The organism is Streptomyces cirratus (assembly GCF_014650775.1).
Taxonomy (GTDB): domain Bacteria; phylum Actinomycetota; class Actinomycetes; order Streptomycetales; family Streptomycetaceae; genus Streptomyces; species Streptomyces cirratus.
Genome location: NZ_BMVP01000008.1, coordinates 1 through 17,250 on the forward strand (window position 1 = coordinate 1; position 17,250 = coordinate 17,250).

At 70.5% G+C, this 17,250-nt stretch carries 16 protein-coding genes and 1 pseudogene; 8 read left to right on the forward strand and 9 right to left on the reverse strand.

From position 1 onward, the window contains the following. Positions 1–358 precede the first annotated feature (358 nt). Together IE207_RS20370 and IE207_RS20375 are read left to right on the forward strand one after the other, a co-directional pair. Positions 359–580, forward strand: a complete 222-nt coding sequence (locus IE207_RS20370; RefSeq protein ID WP_190185912.1) for a DUF7489 domain-containing protein — start codon at positions 359–361, stop codon at positions 578–580. A gap of 147 nt (positions 581–727) precedes the next feature. Beyond that, entirely contained in the window at positions 728–985 is a 258-nt protein-coding gene (locus IE207_RS20375) for a DUF6158 family protein (protein WP_190185697.1), read from the forward strand. Between the two features lie 47 nt (positions 986–1,032). Here IE207_RS20375 and IE207_RS20380 read toward each other — a convergent pair whose 3' ends face one another. Continuing rightward, the gene (locus IE207_RS20380; RefSeq protein WP_190185698.1) at positions 1,033–1,830 is read right to left on the reverse strand and encodes a TIGR04222 domain-containing membrane protein; all 798 of its coding nucleotides are present in this window, start codon (positions 1,828–1,830) and stop codon (positions 1,033–1,035) included. A gap of 207 nt (positions 1,831–2,037) precedes the next feature. Between IE207_RS20380 and IE207_RS20385 the strand changes: the two genes are divergently transcribed. Then, positions 2,038–3,489 (forward strand): amino acid permease, encoded by a 1,452-nt coding sequence (locus IE207_RS20385; RefSeq protein WP_190185699.1) that lies wholly within the window; start codon positions 2,038–2,040, stop codon positions 3,487–3,489. An 85-nt stretch (positions 3,490–3,574) separates the two neighbouring features. On the opposite strand, the gene IE207_RS20390 is transcribed toward IE207_RS20385, so the two are convergent. The 4 genes from IE207_RS20390 to IE207_RS20405 all read right to left on the reverse strand — a co-directional run bounded on the left by IE207_RS20390 (position 3,575) and on the right by IE207_RS20405 (position 7,892). After that, positions 3,575–4,960, reverse strand: coding sequence for a S53 family peptidase (locus tag IE207_RS20390; protein WP_190185700.1), 1,386 nt, complete (start codon positions 4,958–4,960; stop codon positions 3,575–3,577). 299 nt (positions 4,961–5,259) lie between these two features. Next, on the reverse strand, positions 5,260–5,976 hold the full coding sequence (locus tag IE207_RS20395) for a VOC family protein (protein ID WP_190185701.1): 717 nt from the start codon (positions 5,974–5,976) through the stop codon (positions 5,260–5,262). Between the two features lie 241 nt (positions 5,977–6,217). Next, positions 6,218–7,108 carry a nuclease gene (locus IE207_RS20400; protein ID WP_190185702.1) on the reverse strand — a complete coding sequence of 297 codons (891 nt, stop codon included), beginning with the start codon at positions 7,106–7,108 and terminating at the stop codon, positions 6,218–6,220. Positions 7,109–7,280: 172 nt separating this feature from the next. Beyond that, complete coding sequence (locus IE207_RS20405; RefSeq protein ID WP_190185703.1) at positions 7,281–7,892, reverse strand: CAP domain-containing protein; 612 nt, start codon at positions 7,890–7,892, stop codon at positions 7,281–7,283. A 594-nt stretch (positions 7,893–8,486) separates the two neighbouring features. On the opposite strand from IE207_RS20405, the gene IE207_RS20410 reads away from it, so the two are divergent. Continuing rightward, positions 8,487–9,038: an SRPBCC family protein gene (locus tag IE207_RS20410; RefSeq protein ID WP_229873844.1), complete on the forward strand. Its 552-nt coding sequence runs from the start codon at positions 8,487–8,489 to the stop codon at positions 9,036–9,038. Positions 9,039–9,286: 248 nt separating this feature from the next. Then, complete coding sequence (locus IE207_RS20415) at positions 9,287–10,351, forward strand: hypothetical protein (RefSeq protein WP_190185704.1); 1,065 nt, start codon at positions 9,287–9,289, stop codon at positions 10,349–10,351. Between the two features lie 96 nt (positions 10,352–10,447). On the opposite strand, the gene IE207_RS20420 is transcribed toward IE207_RS20415, so the two are convergent. Continuing rightward, positions 10,448–11,182 (reverse strand): dienelactone hydrolase family protein, encoded by a 735-nt coding sequence (locus IE207_RS20420; RefSeq protein WP_190185705.1) that lies wholly within the window; start codon positions 11,180–11,182, stop codon positions 10,448–10,450. Positions 11,183–11,548: 366 nt separating this feature from the next. Here IE207_RS20420 and IE207_RS34120 point away from each other — a divergent pair. Beyond that, positions 11,549–11,650: pseudogene (locus IE207_RS34120) on the forward strand (alpha/beta hydrolase); the annotation flags it as partial. Between the two features lie 121 nt (positions 11,651–11,771). Here IE207_RS34120 and IE207_RS20430 read toward each other — a convergent pair. Beyond that, positions 11,772–13,694 (reverse strand): bifunctional metallophosphatase/5'-nucleotidase, encoded by a 1,923-nt coding sequence (locus IE207_RS20430; RefSeq protein WP_190185894.1) that lies wholly within the window; start codon positions 13,692–13,694, stop codon positions 11,772–11,774. Positions 13,695–13,913: 219 nt separating this feature from the next. Here IE207_RS20430 and IE207_RS20435 point away from each other — a divergent pair, with 219 nt between their 5' ends. Next, a complete protein-coding gene (locus IE207_RS20435) occupies positions 13,914–14,543 on the forward strand; it encodes a class I SAM-dependent methyltransferase (protein ID WP_190185707.1) in 630 nt (209 codons plus the stop codon). 144 nt (positions 14,544–14,687) lie between these two features. On the opposite strand, the gene IE207_RS20440 is transcribed toward IE207_RS20435, so the two are convergent. Together IE207_RS20440 and IE207_RS20445 are read right to left on the reverse strand one after the other, a co-directional pair. Next, on the reverse strand, positions 14,688–15,644 hold the full coding sequence (locus IE207_RS20440; protein ID WP_190185708.1) for a M56 family metallopeptidase: 957 nt from the start codon (positions 15,642–15,644) through the stop codon (positions 14,688–14,690). Positions 15,645–15,654: 10 nt separating this feature from the next. Next, positions 15,655–16,038, reverse strand: coding sequence for a BlaI/MecI/CopY family transcriptional regulator (locus IE207_RS20445; protein ID WP_229873845.1), 384 nt, complete (start codon positions 16,036–16,038; stop codon positions 15,655–15,657). A 308-nt stretch (positions 16,039–16,346) separates the two neighbouring features. Here IE207_RS20445 and IE207_RS20450 point away from each other — a divergent pair, with 308 nt between their 5' ends. Continuing rightward, positions 16,347–17,183, forward strand: coding sequence for an undecaprenyl-diphosphate phosphatase (locus IE207_RS20450; RefSeq protein ID WP_190185710.1), 837 nt, complete (start codon positions 16,347–16,349; stop codon positions 17,181–17,183). The last annotated feature ends 67 nt before the right edge of the window (positions 17,184–17,250 follow it).

Genomic DNA, 17,250 nt, shown 5'->3' on the forward strand with positions numbered 1-17,250 from the left:
CAAGGTCCCGGACCAGAACAAGGTGCCGGACAAGCCGCAGAACCCGGGCCAGGATCAGGGGACCAAGTCAGACCAGAACAAGGTCCCGGACCAGAACAAGGTCCCGGACCAGAACAAGGTCCCCGACCAGCAGCAGAACCCCGGCCAGGACCAGGGGAACAAGCCGAACCAGGGATGAGGGTCCGTCCCGTCGCCCTGGTGCCAGTGGTCCGAAGAGTCGCCCGGCTGGGAAGCCCCGGCCGGGCGCCTGTCATGCCGACCCAGCGGCGTTCCGGCGCCCCGACATGACATATGTACCCCACAAGAGGTGATTCGCCGCCCTACCGAGGTGTCTGCCGCTCTCCCTAGACTTCACATCATGTCGAAACCATATGAATTCGGACCCGACGACTCCTGGGAAGGCGTCGTCACCAAGATGTCCCGCGGCATGCTCGACGGCTCGAACATGTACCACTTCGTCGAGATCCGCCTTGCCAACGGCGAATCCGTCAAGGTGCGGATCAGCCGCCGGCTCTGGAAGTCGGTGACCGTCGGCGATCGGATCGTCAAGCAGCCGCACGCCGACCCGGCCAAGGAGTAGCCCCCGGCACCGCACCCCCAAGCCACCCCCAAGCCGCCCCCAAACCGCCGGGCAAGCCGTCGGGACGAGCAGCCATCCGTGAGGGGCAGCATGATGGAAGGAGCGGCCCGGGGGCCTGGCGCGTGAGCAGAAGGAGGCGCACCTGCGATGACCGATCACCAGGGCGGCCCGTCGGCCCAAGATCTTGAAGAAAGCGTGCTGCTGAGGGAGCTGGAGGCCATCCACCGCACGCGCCACGAGACCCTGCTGCACGGGTCCGACGATGCGCTGGCCACCCACACGAAGCGGATGGACGAGCTGGAACGCGAGTACCTACGCCGTCACCCGCAGCGCGCCCAGACCCAGGCCCGCACCCGCTCGGGCGCCCGTGCCCGCGCCGCCGACGGCCGTGGCGACGGGGACTGAGGCGACGGTGGTGGGCCTCCTTGCGGTTGCGGGGGAGGGGCGCGCTCTCAGCCCCCGCAACCTCCGCACCCTCCTGACGTCTCGTGCCAGCCGCCCCTTCCGCCCCGCTCCATGGGCTCCCTCGGGGGGCGGGTCAGCAGTCCGCCCTCCTCGGTGAACCGGGGGAGCTGGGCGCGCAGCGCCGACGCGCCGAATAGCGCCACGCTCAGCAGCAGCATGCCCGGATCGTCGCGCTCCGTGGCCCGGCGGGCTCCGGCGTGCTCCAGGCGCAGCCGGGCGAGCAGAGCCGCGCCGCGCGGGGTGCGCCGGGACCAGGCCCACGACGCCACCGCGGTGACGTCGGCGAGGAGGGCGAGCCACAGCCACACAGCCGTCCTTCCGCCTGCGACGGCCTCCAACGGCGCCGCGGCGAACACCGGGAGCAGCAGGGCCCGTACGGCCCATCGCCGCCTCCCGGACATCAGCAGCCCCGCGCGCTCCAGCCCCTGGGCCGTCTCCCCGATGGCATCCCGCACTCGCTCGTAGTCCCGCAGCCGACGGGGGTGCATCCCCCGGTAGAGCGAGCCGTACTGCGCACGGGCCACCGCGGACGAGCCGTGCGGCGGCAGCCGCGTCTCAACGCCCCGGACCGTCTGACGGAACCCCGCCTCCACCGCGCCGACGAGGTACAACTCGACCAGTCCGGTCTGCGCCGCCCCCGGCGCGCCCCCGCGCAACAGTCCCACCTCGACCGGCGACAGCGCCCTGCCGAGTGGCCGGGCCCGCCCGCCGCTGAGCCGCAGCCCACCGGCGAGCAGCAACAGGCACCACGCCACACCGGTCGGCACCCCACCCGTCAAGCCCATGCGAACCACCCCCTGCCCTCACCTTCCCCGGCTCCCCGTCGCCCCAAGCCGGGCCGGCGGGACGGGCCCGCTGCGACGTGTTCTCCCGGCAACCGCTCACGCCGACCGGACTGCCCCGCCCACGACGACGCGCGGAGCGCCTAACTCCGCCGTCCCGGTGACTGCGCCATCATGAAACCCCGTCAGCACCCGTGGAAAGGACCGGACATGTCGAGGCTGCGGATGGGAGAAGGCGTACTGCGCCGCAAGCCGATCGAGCACATCGATGAGACCGAGGGCGCCCCCAGCGAGCAGCTCACGCGGACCCTCGGCCTGTGGCAGCTCACCGCGATCGGCGTCGGCGGCATCATCGGCGCCGGCATCTTCACGCTCGCCGGCACGGTCGCCCACAGCATCGCCGGGCCGGCCGTACTGGTCTCGTTCCTCATCGCCGGGGTGGCCAGCGCCGCGGCCGCCTTCTCGTACGCGGAGTTCGCCGGCCTGATCCCGAAGGCCGGCTCCGCCTACACATACGGATACGCGGTCCTCGGCGAACTGGCGGGCTGGTTCATCGGCTGGGACCTGCTGCTGGAGTACACGGCCATCGTCGCCGTCGTCGCCATCGGCATCTCGGGCTACTTCAACTTCCTCCTCACCGACACCGGCGCCGGCCTGCCCACCTGGATGCTCGGCGCGCCCGGGACGGGGGAGGGCCACCGCGTCGACCTCATCGCCGCCGTGCTGTGCCTGTTCACCGCCTATCTGCTCAACCTCGGCATCAAGAACGCCGCACGCTTCGAGACGGTCGTCGTCGTGCTCAAGGTGCTCGTCGTCCTGCTCGTCATCATCGTCGGCTTCTTCCACATCAACACCGACAACTACACCCCCTTCTTCCCGTTCGGAGTGGGAGGCGCCTTCACCGGGGCGGCCACCGTCTTCTTCGCCGTCTTCGGCTACGACGCGATGAGCACGGCGGCGGAGGAGTCCAAGGACGCCCAACGCCACATGCCCAGGGCGATCATCTACTCGCTCGCCATCGCCATGGTGCTGTACGTCCTCGCCTGCCTGGTCCTGACGGGCATGCAGCACTACACGGAGATCGACCCGGAGAGCGGGTTCTCCAGCGCCTTCAAGTCGGTGGGGCTCGGCGCGCTCGCCGACGTGATCGCGGTCGGGGCGATCATCGGCATCCTCACGGTGATGTTCACCTTCATGCTCGGTGTCACGCGCGTGTGGTTCTCCATGAGCCGCGACGGACTGCTGCCCCACTGGTTCGCCAAGACGCACCCCACCCGGCACGTCCCGACCCGCGTCACCTGGATCGTCGGCGTGGCATCGGCCGCCATCGCGGGCTTCGTGCCGATCGGCGCGGCTGCGGAGCTGACCAACATCGGCATCCTGCTCGCTTTCGTGGTCGTGTGCAGTGCCGTCATCGTGCTCCGCTACCGGCGTCCCGACCTGCCGCGGGAGTTCCGGGCACCCTTCATGCCCGTCACCCCCGCCATCGGGGTGATCGCCTCCATCTGGCTCATCACCTACCTCCAGGTGCAGACGTGGATCCGGTTCGTGGTCTGGTTCCTGATCGGGCTGGTCATCTATTTCGGCTACTCCTACCGGAACTCGGGACTTGCCAAGGCCGCCCGGGACGGCTCTGCGGCCCGGCCGGACGGCGCCCCCTGAAAGCCCCGGTCGCGGAGGGCGTGCGCACGGCACCGCCCGGAGAACCGGGCAGTGCCGTGCGCGACGGTCGTGAGCCGCCCGGTGATCAGTAGTGCCGGCCCTCCCGTGCCAGGGCCGGGACGAAGCGTGCCGCGTCGATGGTGCCGAGGCCGGTCGCCATGTCGTAGCCGTTGACCGCGGTGTAGCCGGTCACGCCCGCGTAGCTGTTGTTCGTGCCGTCGTTGACGTCCACGAGGCCGCTCGACGGCTTGTAGCCCTCGTCCTTGTACAGCGAGTACAGGGCCTCGTTGAGGTTGCCGATCCGGCGACCGGCCGCCTGGTCGGCGAGGGCGACGATGCCTGAGAACAACGGCGCGGCCTCGCTGGTACCGCCGGACACGTCCCAGCCGACCGCGGTCGGGTCGTAGCTGGAATACACCCACGCCCCGCCGTTGACGGCGGCGGCCATCGAGATGTCCGGGGTGCCGCGCCGATTGCCGACGATGCCGCGGACGCCGTTTTGGAACGCGGGCCGCTCGAAGACGTGCGACTGGCCGCCGCCCCCCGCTCCGTTGTCGTTGTAGACGCTCTCGGGGCTGAGGCGGTTGCCCTTGTCGTCGAGGTGCAGCTGGGTTCCGCCGATCGAGGTGACCAGCGGGTCGGACGAGGGCCAGGAGTTCACGCGCTCCTTGTAGTAACCGCTGCCGTCCGCCGTGCTGTCCGTGGCGCCACCGTCACCGGAGGAGGCGAGGACGGTCACGTCGTGCGCCGCTGCCGCCTTGAAGGCGTACCGCAGGTTCTTCAGGCTGGAGAAGTCGCCCTTGTCGAAGCCCGGGAAGGTGTTCTCGGTCGCGCCGAAGCTCTGGGTGATGACGTCGCCGATTCCCCGGTCGATCAGGGACTTCTCGGCCGACATCATCTCGGGGAAGCCGGTGACGCCCTCGGTCTCCGCCACCGCGGTCTCCACGAGCACGATCTTGGCGTCCGGCGCCATGGCGTGGGCCATTTCGACGTCGAGTGTGGACTCGCCGGCCCAGCCGGTCATGTCGGCGTTCTTCGGGTCCCAGGCCGGGACGTTGCCCCACTTGACCACCTGGACCTTGCTGCTGGGAATGCCGAACTGCTTGCTGTACACGTCGAGGTCGTGCTGGATGGTCGGCGAGCCGAACGAGTCCACGATCACGATGGTCCGGCCCTTGCCGGTGATGCCGGCCTTGTAGAGCGGGTCCAGGTGGTACGCCTGGCGGTACTGCAGCGGTCCGTAGCAGGCGATCTTCCACTTCGCCTGACACTGTTCCGTGGACAGCGGGCTGCCGACGGCGCGGACCAACTGGTGTCCGGCGACGGCGGGAACGGGCTTCACCTGCCGGCCGGCGGTGGGGCCGGCCGAGGCGGCCCCGCTCAGAGGAGTGGCGACCAGGGCGGCGCAGGCGAGGGCGGTGGCCCCTGCCGTGGCGACCGTGGCGCGGAGCCGGGGGCGAGGTATGCGCATGAGTGCTCCTTGTGTGGGGTGGAGCCGCACGTGACGGCTTCCGTGATCCCATCGGGAGGTCATGCACAGGACAAGCACCTTTGTCACTTGATGTCGAACGCTTTGCTTGACTCCTCATCCTTTGACGCTTCCTGACCCAATCATGGGCGGTGTCCCACGGCGGATCTGCGACGGGGCGTCCGCCCGGCCCGCGGCCGATGTGGAGCCGCTCCCATGTACAGGCCAAGGCGGTCAGCGTCCCGCGCAGTTGCCGCGCGGGCCTCATCGACGCGCGATCCCGGCCCCCGCAACAGCCCTCGCTACCGGCGCTTTTGTACGGAGAACTCGTTGCCGTCGGGGTCGAGCATCAGTGCCCGGGCGCCGTCGCCCTCGCCGGTGTGCGTCGCGCCGAGCGAGATCAGGCGGTCGACTTCCGCCTCCCAGCCCGAGCCCGCGGGGGGCGCCAGCTCGAAGTACAGCCTGTTCGTCCCCGTCTTCGGCGCCACGGGAGGACCACCCCAGGTGATCTTCGTACCGCCGTTCGGCGATTGGATCGCGGTCTCCTGGTCCTGGTCCCAGACCAGCGGCCACCGCAGCGCCTCGCTCCAGAAGTAACCGACCTCCTGCGCTCCGTCGCAGGCCAGTGCTCCGATGAAGCCGGTGTCGGCGAGGAACTTGTTGCCCGCCTCGATGACGCAGAACTCGTTGCCGTCCGGATCGGCGAGGACCACGTGCCCCTCTTCCGGCAGTTGCCCCACGTCGATGTGCTTCCCGCCGAGAGCCAGCGCCCTGGCCACCGTCTGCTGCTGATCCTCCGGTGAGGTGCTCGTCAGGTCGAAGTGCGCCCGGTTCTGGCCGGTCTTGTGCTCCTGGCCAGGCAGAAAACGGATGCGGATCCCGGCGGGGTCGGGGGGCAGGAGCGTGACGTCGGTGTCCGGTCCCTCGGTCGACTCCCAGCCCAGGAGCCCGGACCAGAACTGCGCGAGGCTCGACGGCCGGGTCGCACGGAAACAGATCGCGAACAATCGACTGGTCATATCCCGTGCGTCCCCGATCCACTGACGGTCGATACGGCGCCTCACCCTCCCGGCGAGCGCAGCCTAGGGCCGGCCGTGCGGCACCCGCATCCGAGTTTCCGTCGCGGCCGGCCCGGTCCCCCCACAAGACGGGGGACACCGTCGTCAGCGGCACCGTCGTTTCCTGATGCCGACGGGGCGTTTCATGTGGCGTTTCATATGATGCCGGCGGCCTCCGCGTGGTCAGGCCGGCGGCCCGGGTTCACTTCTCCGTGAAAATGATCTCTCTGGCCGGGTGGGTCATCTTCACGGTGTTGTCGGCGGTGACCTGGACGATGTTGTGCAGCCCGCTGAAGAGCTGCTTGGTGTCGGGCAGGAGACGGTACTCGTCCGCGCCGCCGGCCAGGTACGCCCGGAAGCGATCCAGCGAGGGATCGTCCGGGGTGAAGTCCAAGTAATCCTTGAGGCGGCGGAACAGCTTCGGCAGCATCACCTGTCCGCTGTGGTCGTCCGTGATCGAGGGCATCCCGGTGACCGTCGCCCCGTCGATGGTCTTGTCGACACCGGCGGCCCACAGGCCCGCCCCGGCCGCCCGGGCCTGTTCCGAGGCGTCGGTGAGCAGTTCACGCAGGTACCCGGCCAGGCCGGAGTAGTACGTCGGGTAGGTCAAGCCGAGCCGCAGCAACTGGTAGTTGGCGGTCTTCTTCAGCAGCTCTTCGTCGATGGCCGTCTCGTAGCCGCTGTACACGGGCGGGGTGGTCTTGCCGACGAAGGCCACGCACCGGCCGTGGACGTCGCTGCCCCGGGTGAGGATCCAGCCGGGCACGCTCTTGGGCACGGTGACGACGGTCTCGTCGTCCTCGTTGCGAATGACGGACTCGAAGCCGACGAGGGTCAGCAGCTTGTCCGCGGCCTGGTGGGCGAGGTCGCGCGGCTGGTGCTCCTCGTGCGGCTTCTGGCCGTAGTGGGTCTCCAGCGCGTCGATGGCCTCGAGCCGGATGCTGACGCGGCCGTCGGCCTTGGGCACGATCGGTGCGCATCCGGGCACGAGCTTCCAGTCGGCCACGTTGTCCGCGACGAACGGAAGCGTGTCCCCGTCCGGCCGTGCGCGGTCCGTCATCTTGAACGAACCCCTGATCAGCAACATGGACATGACGACTCCCACAGCGAACGGTCGAGGTCGGTGCGCATGGTCGGGCACGTGGTCGGGTCGGTGCACGTGGTCGGGGCGGGGCACGAGACGCCTGCCCCCCGCGGCCGCCGTTGATCAGAGCACCGTCGACCTTGCAGACCCTGCTCGCAGTGCCCGGACCTCACGCCCCGGATCACTGCTGGCAGCGCCCGAAGGTCACGACGTACGTCCCGGCCTGGCTCGCGCCGGCTCCGGCCTGGTCGGCCGCACCCGGCTGGGCCCAGGCCCCTATCTCTCGCATCGACGGGTCGAGGATGATCTGGCGGTGGCCCCACGTGCTGACGTTCATCCACCAGTTGACGGCGGCGTTCGGGGTCCCCGAGCCGCCCCAGCCGGTGTACGTGATTTCAGCGACGGCCCATGATCTGGGGTTGGGGCAGTAGCCGGCGGCCTTGATCCGACTTTCCGGTGTCGATCCGGTCTGGGGGTTGCGGTGCGAATCCTTGCCCGGTCCCCACCACTTGAGCGCTACGGCGGCGGCGGAGTGCTGCTGTGCCGCGGTCGTCAGGGCCGTGTTCGTGCTGAGCGCGGGAAGGCCCCTCTGGGTGCGCTGGGCGTTGATGAGGCAGAGCAGCGCGTTCCGCACAGCGCTGTCGTTGCTGCTGCCGGGAGCTCGGGCAGCGGCCGCGGCATCGCATGCGACGGCCGTCGCCGGTGCTGTGGAGACCGGCACCAGGGCGGCCGACAGGACACCGGCCACGGCGAGACTCCGTACGATCCTGGTGAGCGAAGCCTGTCTGCTCAAGGAGGTTCACCTCCTGGGAACATGGGGAGACGACCAGTTTGCGGCGGTGGAGACTTTCACACCGCGCAGGGGCGGCGCGTGACATTCTGCGCCGCTTCGGTCTCTCCTCCAGGCTGCCACCCGACGCGCCGACCCGCCATCCGGGCCCGGGGGCAGGCGGACCGCCCGCCGTAAGCCGCGTGTCGCGCGCGCATCTTCACGGTGCCTCGGGAGTGGCCGGGCGGGTGCGTCGGGCGGCGGCCACTCGACCGCCGCGTCGACGTAGTCGCCCAGTTGGGCCCTCAGCGCCGGACACGGGGTTGTGCTTCGCGTTCCTGCTCCCCCGGGTGAAGCGCTGTTCCCGCAGCGAGAGCGCTGCCTCGATGAGCGCCTCTCGCTTCACGAAGTGCCAGTGAGGCTGCCCCTGGTCGTGCCGAGCCGGGCCGCGAGCGGCTCCACCGCGACGGCGCTGACTCCGCCTTCGCCGAGGGCGCTCAGTGCGGCTTCCGTCCAGTCGTTCGCCGAAACCGCCGACGATCTTGTCCCCTCCCCATACGGTAGCGTACGGTCGTATCCATACGCACCCGTATGGAGTGTGTTCGGAGGAGGCACCGCATGCGCAACATCCAGCGCCGCGCGATCGAGGCACCGGCATCCGAGGTCGGGCGGCTACTCGACCGCCTGAGCACCCCACAAGACCGCTTGTGGCCGGCGCGTTCCTGGTCCCCGCTGCGGCTCGACGCCGGACTGGCCGTCGGCTCGGCCGGGGGGCACGGCAGGATCCGCTACGAGGTCAGCGCGTACGAGCCCGGCACCCGGGTCCGGTTCACCTTCACCCCCGGGCTGGGCCTGGAGGGCCACCACGAATTCGTCGTCGTACCCGACGGGCCGGCCCGCTGCGAGGTCGTCCATACGGCGTCGGGGCGTCTGGCCGGGAAAATGCGCCTGGTCTGGCCGCTCGCGATCCGCTGGCTGCACGAGGCGCTCCTCGCCGACCTGTTCGACAACATCGAGCGGGAGGCCACGGGCCACCTGGTCCGGCCCGCCCGTTGGTCCCCATGGGTCCGCCTGCTGCGCCGCTTCTTCCCGCCGGACTCGGCATCGACCAGCGGTCGCAGCCCCGGCCCGACATCCGGGCCGCGCGACGAACCCCCGACGGGGCCGTGATTCCCGCATCGCCAAGCGTGCCCGCCCGGGGGAGGGGGGCCGGTAGCGGGCGCTCCTCGCCCAGGAGTCTTTCTGCTTCCCGTGTTCCGGGACCCGGGGAACTGCCATGGTGGGCGTATGGCCTTACAGATCACCTACAGGGGCGTCCGGCTCGGTGAGGACCTTGACATCACCGTGTACTGGTTCCCCCGGGATCCTGACCGGCCGACGGACACGTCGCGGACACCCTGGGCGCATGGCGAACATCGATGCCCCGTTATGTGGACGTGACCGGCACGCCGGAGGAGGTCGCTTCTTGGACCGCCGCCGCTGCCTCGTTCGTGCAGCAGATCGCCGCGGAGGAGCAGAAGCTGCTGAAAGCGGAACGGTGGATCGGGCGGTGGGACACGATCGTGACGCGTCGACGGGCGCGGGCGAGGTACGACGACGCCGGGGCATCGTTCCTGGCGCAGGTGCGGTCTGCGGCGGCCGCGTACCAGCCGGTCCGGGACGTCATCGAAGCGCGCCTGACGGAGCGGGAGGCTCACGAGCGCGAAATGGCGAGGCGTGCGTACCGGGAGAAGGAGCGTCAGCGGACGGAGGTCATCGCCCGGCTCAGGAAGTGGGAGAGCCGGCAGGAGGTGGCTGACCGCCCGCTGTCGGGCGGCCTCAGCCCCCGCCAGATGGCAGCGAGAGGAGAAAGCCCCGCGAGTTGGCCTCCGCAAGTGCAGTCGGCCGTGGGTGACGTCGCCGTGTGGTGGGCGGGTGTGCGCGCGTCGGTGCGCAACAGGCAGGCGAGCGCGCGAGCCGTACGGAAAGTCGTCGAGGCGATCACCGAAACGGCCGCAGCACTGGAGGAGGCGGGCAGGCCCGGCATCAGCACGATAAGGGCGAATCCCCAGGAAGTGCTCCGTGGCTGGTGGATCCGCTTCGACTGGTCGGACCTGCCCGACACCACCCGGCTCCGGACGCCACCGGACGTGCCGGCCGGATGCGTTGACGCGAAGGAATGGCTCTACCAGCTGTACCTGCCCCCCGACCAGATCCTCACCGTGCACCGATCGGGAGAGTTCGGTTTCGCGAGGGAATTCAGGTCAAAGATCCCGCCGGGGGGCTATGGCTATACGTACTCGTGGTTCAAGCGGAGCATCGAGGAGTTCGCGGAGGAGCTGATCCGCAACGAGATCATCGTCTTCCGGCCCCCGGGCCGCGACGAACCTCTGGCACTGCCGATGACCGACCACGCGGACCCCGAGGCGTACATGCCGTACGTCGAAGCCGTAGCCGAGCGCGCGGCGGCCCACTTCCACGCCCTGATCCCACGTCAGCCGTAGCGATCCGGCTGTGACCGCAGGGCCGGAGCCCGTTCTCGGCGGGTGGCATCCCGGCCGGCACGGGATGCCTCCTGCTGCCGGCCTGACGGCCCGGCGTCACCGCAGGTGCCGGGTGAAGAACTGGGCCGCGGCGTCCGCCGCGAACTGCGGGACGCCGGTGTGGCCGCCCATGTTGGCGTGGAGGGACTTCTCCTCGGAGCCGAAGGCGTCGAACAGGTCCAGGGCCGCTTGCCGGTCGTTGCCTTCGTCGTCCCACTGGAGCAGGACGTGCAGGGGAATGGTGACCTGGCGGGCCTGCTCGAACATGGCGCGAGGCACGAAACTCCCGGCGAAGAATGCGGCGGCCTCGATGCGCGGTTCGACCACCGCAAGGCGAACGCCGATGGAGATCACTCCCCCCGAGTACCCGACCGGGCCGCCGATCCCGGGCAGCGACAGGAGGTCGTCCAGGGCGGCCTGCCATTCGGGGACGGCTTTGTCGACGAGCGGGAGGACGAGGGCGTCGATGATGTCGTCGCTGACCGGGTCGCCCGCTTCCATGGCCCGGCGCAGGTCGGCGCGGGCCTGCTCGGCGGCGGCCCAACGGGGCCGGTCGCCGCTTCCGGGGAGTTCGATGGTGGCCGCGGCGAAGCCGTCCGTCACGGCGCGCCGGGCCCGGGCCACCAGCCGGGGATACATCTTGTGCAGTCCGAGCGGAGGGTGGCCGAGCAGGATCAGTGGGACCGGCGCGGATGCGGATACGGGCGTCCACAGGATGCCGGGGATCTCGCCGAGGGTGAATTCGCGTTCGAGGACACCGTCGTCGAGGTGCTGCTCGGAAGTGAAACGCATGGTCGTGCCTTTCGGGAGTGCTCAGAGACGGCGCTCCCGGACGACCTATCGTCCGACCGTGACCCCGGAGGGGAGCACCCATGTCGATACTGCGTCCACGGGTACCACCTCCTCGTTCTCTCGCACGGCCTCCGCGAGGTTAACAGTGGTCGCCGGCGTCCGCCAACGGGTTTCGCGGAGGCTCCCTGTGGACGAACCCTCCCGCCGAGCGCCTCCTCGCACTCGGCGAGGTCGCCGTCCCGCCGCCACTCGGGGGGCGGGGCACCGCGTGGCACCGGTCGCCCGCCCGAGTCGGTGGCTCTCCTCCGGCTCGACACACCCGCGTCATCACTCGCGTGATGACGTACCGGATGGTGGAACTGGTGGAGGACAACCGTCTTCCGCGCGGTGGGGATGCTCAGCGTCCCCTACGCCCCGCGCGGCGGGCCGCGGCCCAGCAAGGTCTTCGCGCAGATGGGAGGGGACGAGCGTCCCGCCGAGACCAACCGGCTCCTTGCCGACTGGCTCGCCTCCCTTCCCGCCTGAACCTGGTCGACGTCGTACTGCCGGATCGGTCCTCCAGGCCGCGGAGCGGCGGCGTCAGGACGGCTCAGCACGGCGGCCGGTGGCCGTCGCGCACGGCGTGGGGGCGGTCCGCCGAGACGATCGCCGCTTCGGCTCGCGGCATCGGGCTGCCGTCGGGAAGCAGGAGGAGGGCGGGTTCCAACACCGTGCCCACGTCGGCGCCGCTGTGCGTCGTGTTCACGGCCGCGACGCGGTTCAGGGGGGCGGGTGCCAGTGTCTGCGTCTCGCGGATGTACGCGACGAAGCTCTCGAAGTCGCGCTGGTGGCGGTACGGCTCCCGGAAGCCGGTGAGCGCGTCGTAGCCGTCGTTCGCGAGGAAAGTGTAGGAGGGGGAGGCCAGGCGGTAGGTGCCGGTGAGGTCGAGCGGGGCGCCGTCGATGACGATGTCCGCCGGGCTCACGCGATCACCGACCCGGCCCAGGGCGTTGAACGTGTAGTGGACGTTCTTGGAGAGGGCCAGCGGCGCGAAGCGCAGTTCGCCGCTCGCCGTGCTCGTCCACTGCTGCTCCAGCGCGTCGTGGATCTGCTGCCCGCTCACCCACGCGCTGACCACCGGATCGCCGAAACCGACGGCCCGCCAGGCATTGCCGAAGGGCACCGCCCCGTCCGACGCCGCGTCGCGGACCAGGTCGCCCGCGATGACGGCTTGGCCGACGCGCGGAGCGGCGGCGACCAGGGCGAACTGGGCCGGCACGTTGGGGTGGATGTTGGCGTCGTTCTCGGGGTCGCTCGGGCGGCGGCCCGCCCACAGCGCCCAGTCGGCGACCAGGTCGCCCATCGTGCTCTCGCCCGCCGCGTTACGGGTGCGCAGGAACGAGCCGGTCTGACGGCCGATCCTGGACCGGTCGCGTGCGGCCGCCTGGCCGGCCCAGTAGTCCACGACCTCTTTGAGGACCGGGTCGGGGGTGACGTCCCGGGTGTTGGGGTGGTTCGTGGAGACGGTCAGCTCGCGGATCACCTTGCCGGTGACCGGGTGGAGGCGGAGGTTGATCTCGTTGATGAGCTGGCCGTAACAGCCCGCCTCGACGAAGGGGCGGGGGATCCCGGCGGGGTCGGGGAGCATCATGTTGAACCGGCAGTGCCAGTGGCCGGTGACGATGGCGTCGATGTCGGGGGAGACCCGCAGCGCCAGGTCCAGGGCCGGGCCGGAAGGGTCGGTGCCGCTGTTGAAGTCGGCGCCTGCCACTGCTCCGTCGTGCATGCTGAGGACGATGGCATTGACGCCTTGGGCCTTGAGCATGGCCGCGTACCGGTCGGCGGTGGCGACCTCGTCGAGGGTGGCGAGGCCGGGCTGGTACGAGCCGGGGAAGAGCTCGGTACCGAGGGCGGTGAGGTGGATGAAGCCGATCTGCAGTTCCCGGCCGTCGGCGTTGTGGACCTTCTCGATGCTGTACGCGGGCAGGACGGTGCTCTGGTCGGCGGCCCGGACGACGTTGGCGCTGTAGTAGCGGAAGTCGGCGCCGTGGAAGCGGGCGCCGGAGGAGTCGGTGAAGGAGGCGTCGCGGCCCTCGACGGGGAAGGGGATGCCCTGCTCCATGTGCCGTTGCAGCAACGCGGGGGACTTGTCGAACTCGTGGTTCCCGGCCGTCGCGAAGTCGAGGCCCATCCGGTTGAGGGCCTCGATGGTGGGCTCGTCGGCGAAGGCGGCGGCGTCGAACTCCCAACCGGAGAAGGCGTCACCGGGGGTGAAGAAGAAGGAGTGGGCGTGCCCGGAGCGGAGCCGTTGGAGGTGGGCCGCCATGTAGGCGACGCCGCCGACGGTGTAGCTGCGGCCGCTGTTGCCGGTGATGGTGGCGTTGCTTCCGGGCGCGGCCTGGAGGTAGCCGTGCAGGTCGGTGATGTTGAGGAGCTGCACGTCGACGTACTCGTCGGCGGTGGCCGCGTCGCGGGCGTGGTGGGTCGCGTAGGCGGGAACCCCGGTGGCGAAGGTCGCTGCGGCGGTACCCATGGCGGTGAGGAAAGCGCGCCGCCCGAGGTGGGCGGAACTTCGGTCCGGACAGGTGGTCTTGGAGTACGAGTGCCTCGTCACGGAGGAATGGTCCCGCCGGACGCCCCCCGTGTCGACTCGCCGGGCCGCACACCCGCAGCCCGTCGGTCCTCGCGGGGCGGGACGGCGCCATGGCGCCGGAGAACGGCTTCGAACGGCGTGGATGTTAGCTTCGTTCCCGTGGCGGAACACCAGGACCGGACCAGGACGGCCTACGACGGGGTCGTCGAACTCTATGCGTCCATGTTCGCCGACCGGCTGGAGACGCGGCCGTTCACCCGGGCCATGGTCACCACCTTCGCAGAGCTGGTGCGCGCAACGGGCAACCTGCGGACCGCCGACCTGGGGTGCGGGCCCGGACATCTGACGGCCGTGCTGCACGACCTGGAGCTGGACGCCTTCGGACTCGACCTCTCCCCGGCCATGGTCGCCCACGCCCGGCGGGCCCATCCGTCGCTGCGGTTCGACGAGGCGCGGATGGAGGCCCTGCCGGTCGAGGACCGCGCACTCGGCGGCGTGCTGGCCCACTACTCGATGATCCATACTCCGCCCGGGGAACTGCCCGCGCTGCTCGCCGAGCAGGCGCGTGTCCTGGCTCCAGGGGGCCTGATCCTGGTCTCGTTCTTCGCGACGGACGGCCCCGAGCCGGTCCGCTTCGACCACAAGGTGACGCCTGCCTACAGCTGGCCGGTGGACCGCTTCGCCGAGTTGCTGGCAGGGGCCGGCCTCGCAACGTTCGCCCGGCTGCTCCACGACCCGGCCTCCGAACGGGGCTTCCTCGACGCCCACTTGCTGGCCCGCTTGCAGTAGAGCACGTCCGCGGCCGCGTGGCGTGCGCCTCCGCGACGGGCGTATCCGCGGGGCAGGGCCGGCGGGCCGGCCAAAGACCGGGCAGCCGGCACCGCGGCCGCACCGCCGGGCCCGGCCGGAGTGCGGGTTCAGCGGCGCACGGGTTCAGCGGCGTGCGACGCCGTGCCTGGCCAGGTCCAGGAGGGCCTCCAGGTCGCGCGTCGCCTCGAAGGCGCACACGGCCGTCGCCAGCAGCAGTGCGACGATCGCGGCGACAAGCAGGGTGCGGTTGCGCAAGGGCGGCGTGAGCAGGGCCGCGACCCGACGCGGTACCGGGCCGGGTTCCGTGGGAGCGAACCGGCCCAGGACGCCGAGCGCGGCGGCGGGGATCCAGCCGCGGGCACGGGTGCGCTTGGCCGCCAGGGCCGCCTTGCCCACGGTGCGGGCCACCTGCCGTCGGTCGCCGACCGCGGTCGCGGCGCTCTCGTCGGCCCAGCGTTCGACCGTGTAGGACGTGGTGGAGGCGAGCGGCCGGAGCAGAGGATTCGCGGCCGCCGCGAGCTGGGTGAAGGCGACGAACAGGTAGTGATGGTGGGTCAGGTGGGCCCGCTCGTGGGCGAGGAGGACCTCGTGCTCGGAGCTGTCGAGCGCGTCCAGCATGCCGGTGGAGACCACGATGCGGCCCGGCAGCCCGGGGAGGGCGTACGCCTCGGCCGCCGGGTCTTCGACGACCACCAGTTGCTCGTGGCCCGGCATGCAAGCGGCTTCCGCCGCGGCGGCGGCCAGCGTGCGTACCCGGCGCCACAGCATCACGGCCGCTGCGGTGGCAGCGGCGGCCAGCACGGCGCAGGCGAGGAGACCGACCGACAGCGAGGCCGGGTCGTGGTGCTGGGCCACTTGCGCCGACCAGCGTCCATCGGCCAGCCGCGCGAGCAGGGGGAAGCGGAGCAGCGCGGTGATCGCGAGCACTCCGAGGGCAAGGCTGCTTGCCGAGGCCAGCACCACCGCGCCGACCGTCAGCAGCCAGGTGGCCAGGCGGGGCGGCAGTCGCTCGCCCAGCGGCCGGGCGGCCCAGGCGGCCGGCACCGGGAAGAGCAGGAGCAGGTACACGGCGAAATGCATCAGGGGAGCCTCAGTCACCGATGTCCAGGAGCTTGCGCAGCAGCTGCTCGTCGTCGTCGGAGAGGTCGTCGACGAACCGGGTCAGTACGGCTTCGCGGTCCGGGCGGCCCTCCAGCACCTTGCGCATCTCGTGGGCGGCAAGGCCGGATTCGTCGGCGATGGGGGCGTAGGCGAAGGCGCGCCCCCGCGGGCTGCGCTTGAGCAGGCCCTTGGCGTACAGCCGGGACAGGGCCGTGACGACCGTGCTGTACGCGAGGTCGTCGCCGAGGACGTCCTTGACTTCGCCCGGGCTCAGGGCCTTGGGTGCGGCGTGGTGGAGCGTGTCGAGGACCTCGGCCTCCAGCTCGCCTTTGCCCCGTCCGCGCTTGGGCGGGGTGGGTTCGTACACGGACACGGTCGGCCTCCTCCAGCGCCGTCTTCTGCGTTCACGCAGATGTTCTACGTTGCCGTAGAAGCTGCTCCTGGAGTCTGCCATGCCCGACGGCCGCCGTGCAGGTCCGGTGTCGCCCCGGGTGGCGCCACGGTTCCGGGAGTGTGCCCGCACCCATGGGTTTTGTGTTCCCTGACGCATCTTCTACAGTCACGTAGAACTTCTGCGGCGGCGCTCGACCTGCTCACCCGGGTGGTGGGGGTACCCACGCGAACCCTCGCCTTGCAACGCCTGACCACGCTCACCACCCACGACGAAAGAGATGGACCCCTATGAGTGCTATCAGCGTCGGACAGGCCGCAGTCCTCGGAGTCGTGGAGGGGGTGACCGAATTCCTGCCCGTCTCCTCGACCGGCCACCTCAAGATCACCGAAGGGCTGATGGGCATTCCCGTCGGCGACGCCTCCGTGGTCGGTTTCACCGCCGTGATCCAGGTCGGCGCGATCGCCGCGGTCCTCGTCTACTTCTTCAAGGACATCGTGCGGATCGTCTCCGCCTGGGGCCGCGGTCTGGCCAACCGCGAGGAGCGCTACCACCACGACTACAAGTTCGCCTGGTGGGTCATCTACGCCACCATCCCGATCGTCGTCGTCGGCCTGGCGGCCAAGCCGCTGATCGAGGGCACCCTCGCCTCCTTGTGGGTCGTTGCCGGATCACTCATCGTCGGCTCCGCCCTCATGTGGGCCGCCGACCAGATGGGCCGCCACAAGCGCGGCGAGGACGACACCGGTCTCAAGGACGCCATGCTGGTCGGCTGCTCCCAGATCCTCGCCCTGCTCTTCCCGGGCTTCTCCCGCTCCGGCGCCACCATGTCCACCGCCCTCATCCTCGACCTCGACCGCGTGGCGGCCACCCGCCTCTCCTTCTTCCTCGGCATCCCGGCCCTGACCGGCGCGGGTCTGTACGAACTCAAGGACGCCATCGGCGCCGGAGTCGACCCGCTGCCACTCGTCGTGGGCACCGCCGTCTCCTTCGTCGTCGCCTACGCCTCGATCGCCTGGCTGCTCAAGTTCGTCGCCAGGCACTCCTTCAACGCCTTCGTGCTGTACCGGATCGTCATCGGTGTCCTGCTCTTCGGCCTGCTGGGCACGGGAGTGCTCGCCGCCTGACCGCTGCGGGGGAGGGGCGCGCCGCCGCGCCGGAACGCCCGCCCCTGCGCCAACGCCCGGTCCGGCC

What these genes read in the sequence shown, in the direction of transcription:
- IE207_RS20375 (WP_190185697.1), top strand. Translation starts at nt 728, where the DNA reads ATGACCGATCACCAGGGCGGCCCGTCGGCCCAAGATCTTGAAGAAAGC.
- IE207_RS20440 (WP_190185708.1), bottom strand. Translation starts at nt 15,644, where the DNA reads ATGCATTTCGCCGTGTACCTGCTCCTGCTCTTCCCGGTGCCGGCCGCC.
- IE207_RS20370 (WP_190185912.1), top strand. Translation starts at nt 359, where the DNA reads ATGTCGAAACCATATGAATTCGGACCCGACGACTCCTGGGAAGGCGTC.
- IE207_RS20385 (WP_190185699.1), top strand. Translation starts at nt 2,038, where the DNA reads ATGTCGAGGCTGCGGATGGGAGAAGGCGTACTGCGCCGCAAGCCGATC.
- IE207_RS20400 (WP_190185702.1), bottom strand. Translation starts at nt 7,108, where the DNA reads ATGTCCATGTTGCTGATCAGGGGTTCGTTCAAGATGACGGACCGCGCA.
- IE207_RS20420 (WP_190185705.1), bottom strand. Translation starts at nt 11,182, where the DNA reads ATGCGTTTCACTTCCGAGCAGCACCTCGACGACGGTGTCCTCGAACGC.
- IE207_RS20415 (WP_190185704.1), top strand. Translation starts at nt 9,287, where the DNA reads ATGCCCCGTTATGTGGACGTGACCGGCACGCCGGAGGAGGTCGCTTCT.
- IE207_RS20430 (WP_190185894.1), bottom strand. Translation starts at nt 13,694, where the DNA reads ATGGGTACCGCCGCAGCGACCTTCGCCACCGGGGTTCCCGCCTACGCG.
- IE207_RS20395 (WP_190185701.1), bottom strand. Translation starts at nt 5,976, where the DNA reads ATGACCAGTCGATTGTTCGCGATCTGTTTCCGTGCGACCCGGCCGTCG.
- IE207_RS20390 (WP_190185700.1), bottom strand. Translation starts at nt 4,960, where the DNA reads ATGCGCATACCTCGCCCCCGGCTCCGCGCCACGGTCGCCACGGCAGGG.
- IE207_RS20380 (WP_190185698.1), bottom strand. Translation starts at nt 1,830, where the DNA reads ATGGGCTTGACGGGTGGGGTGCCGACCGGTGTGGCGTGGTGCCTGTTG.
- IE207_RS20410 (WP_229873844.1), top strand. Translation starts at nt 8,487, where the DNA reads ATGCGCAACATCCAGCGCCGCGCGATCGAGGCACCGGCATCCGAGGTC.
- IE207_RS20450 (WP_190185710.1), top strand. Translation starts at nt 16,347, where the DNA reads ATGAGTGCTATCAGCGTCGGACAGGCCGCAGTCCTCGGAGTCGTGGAG.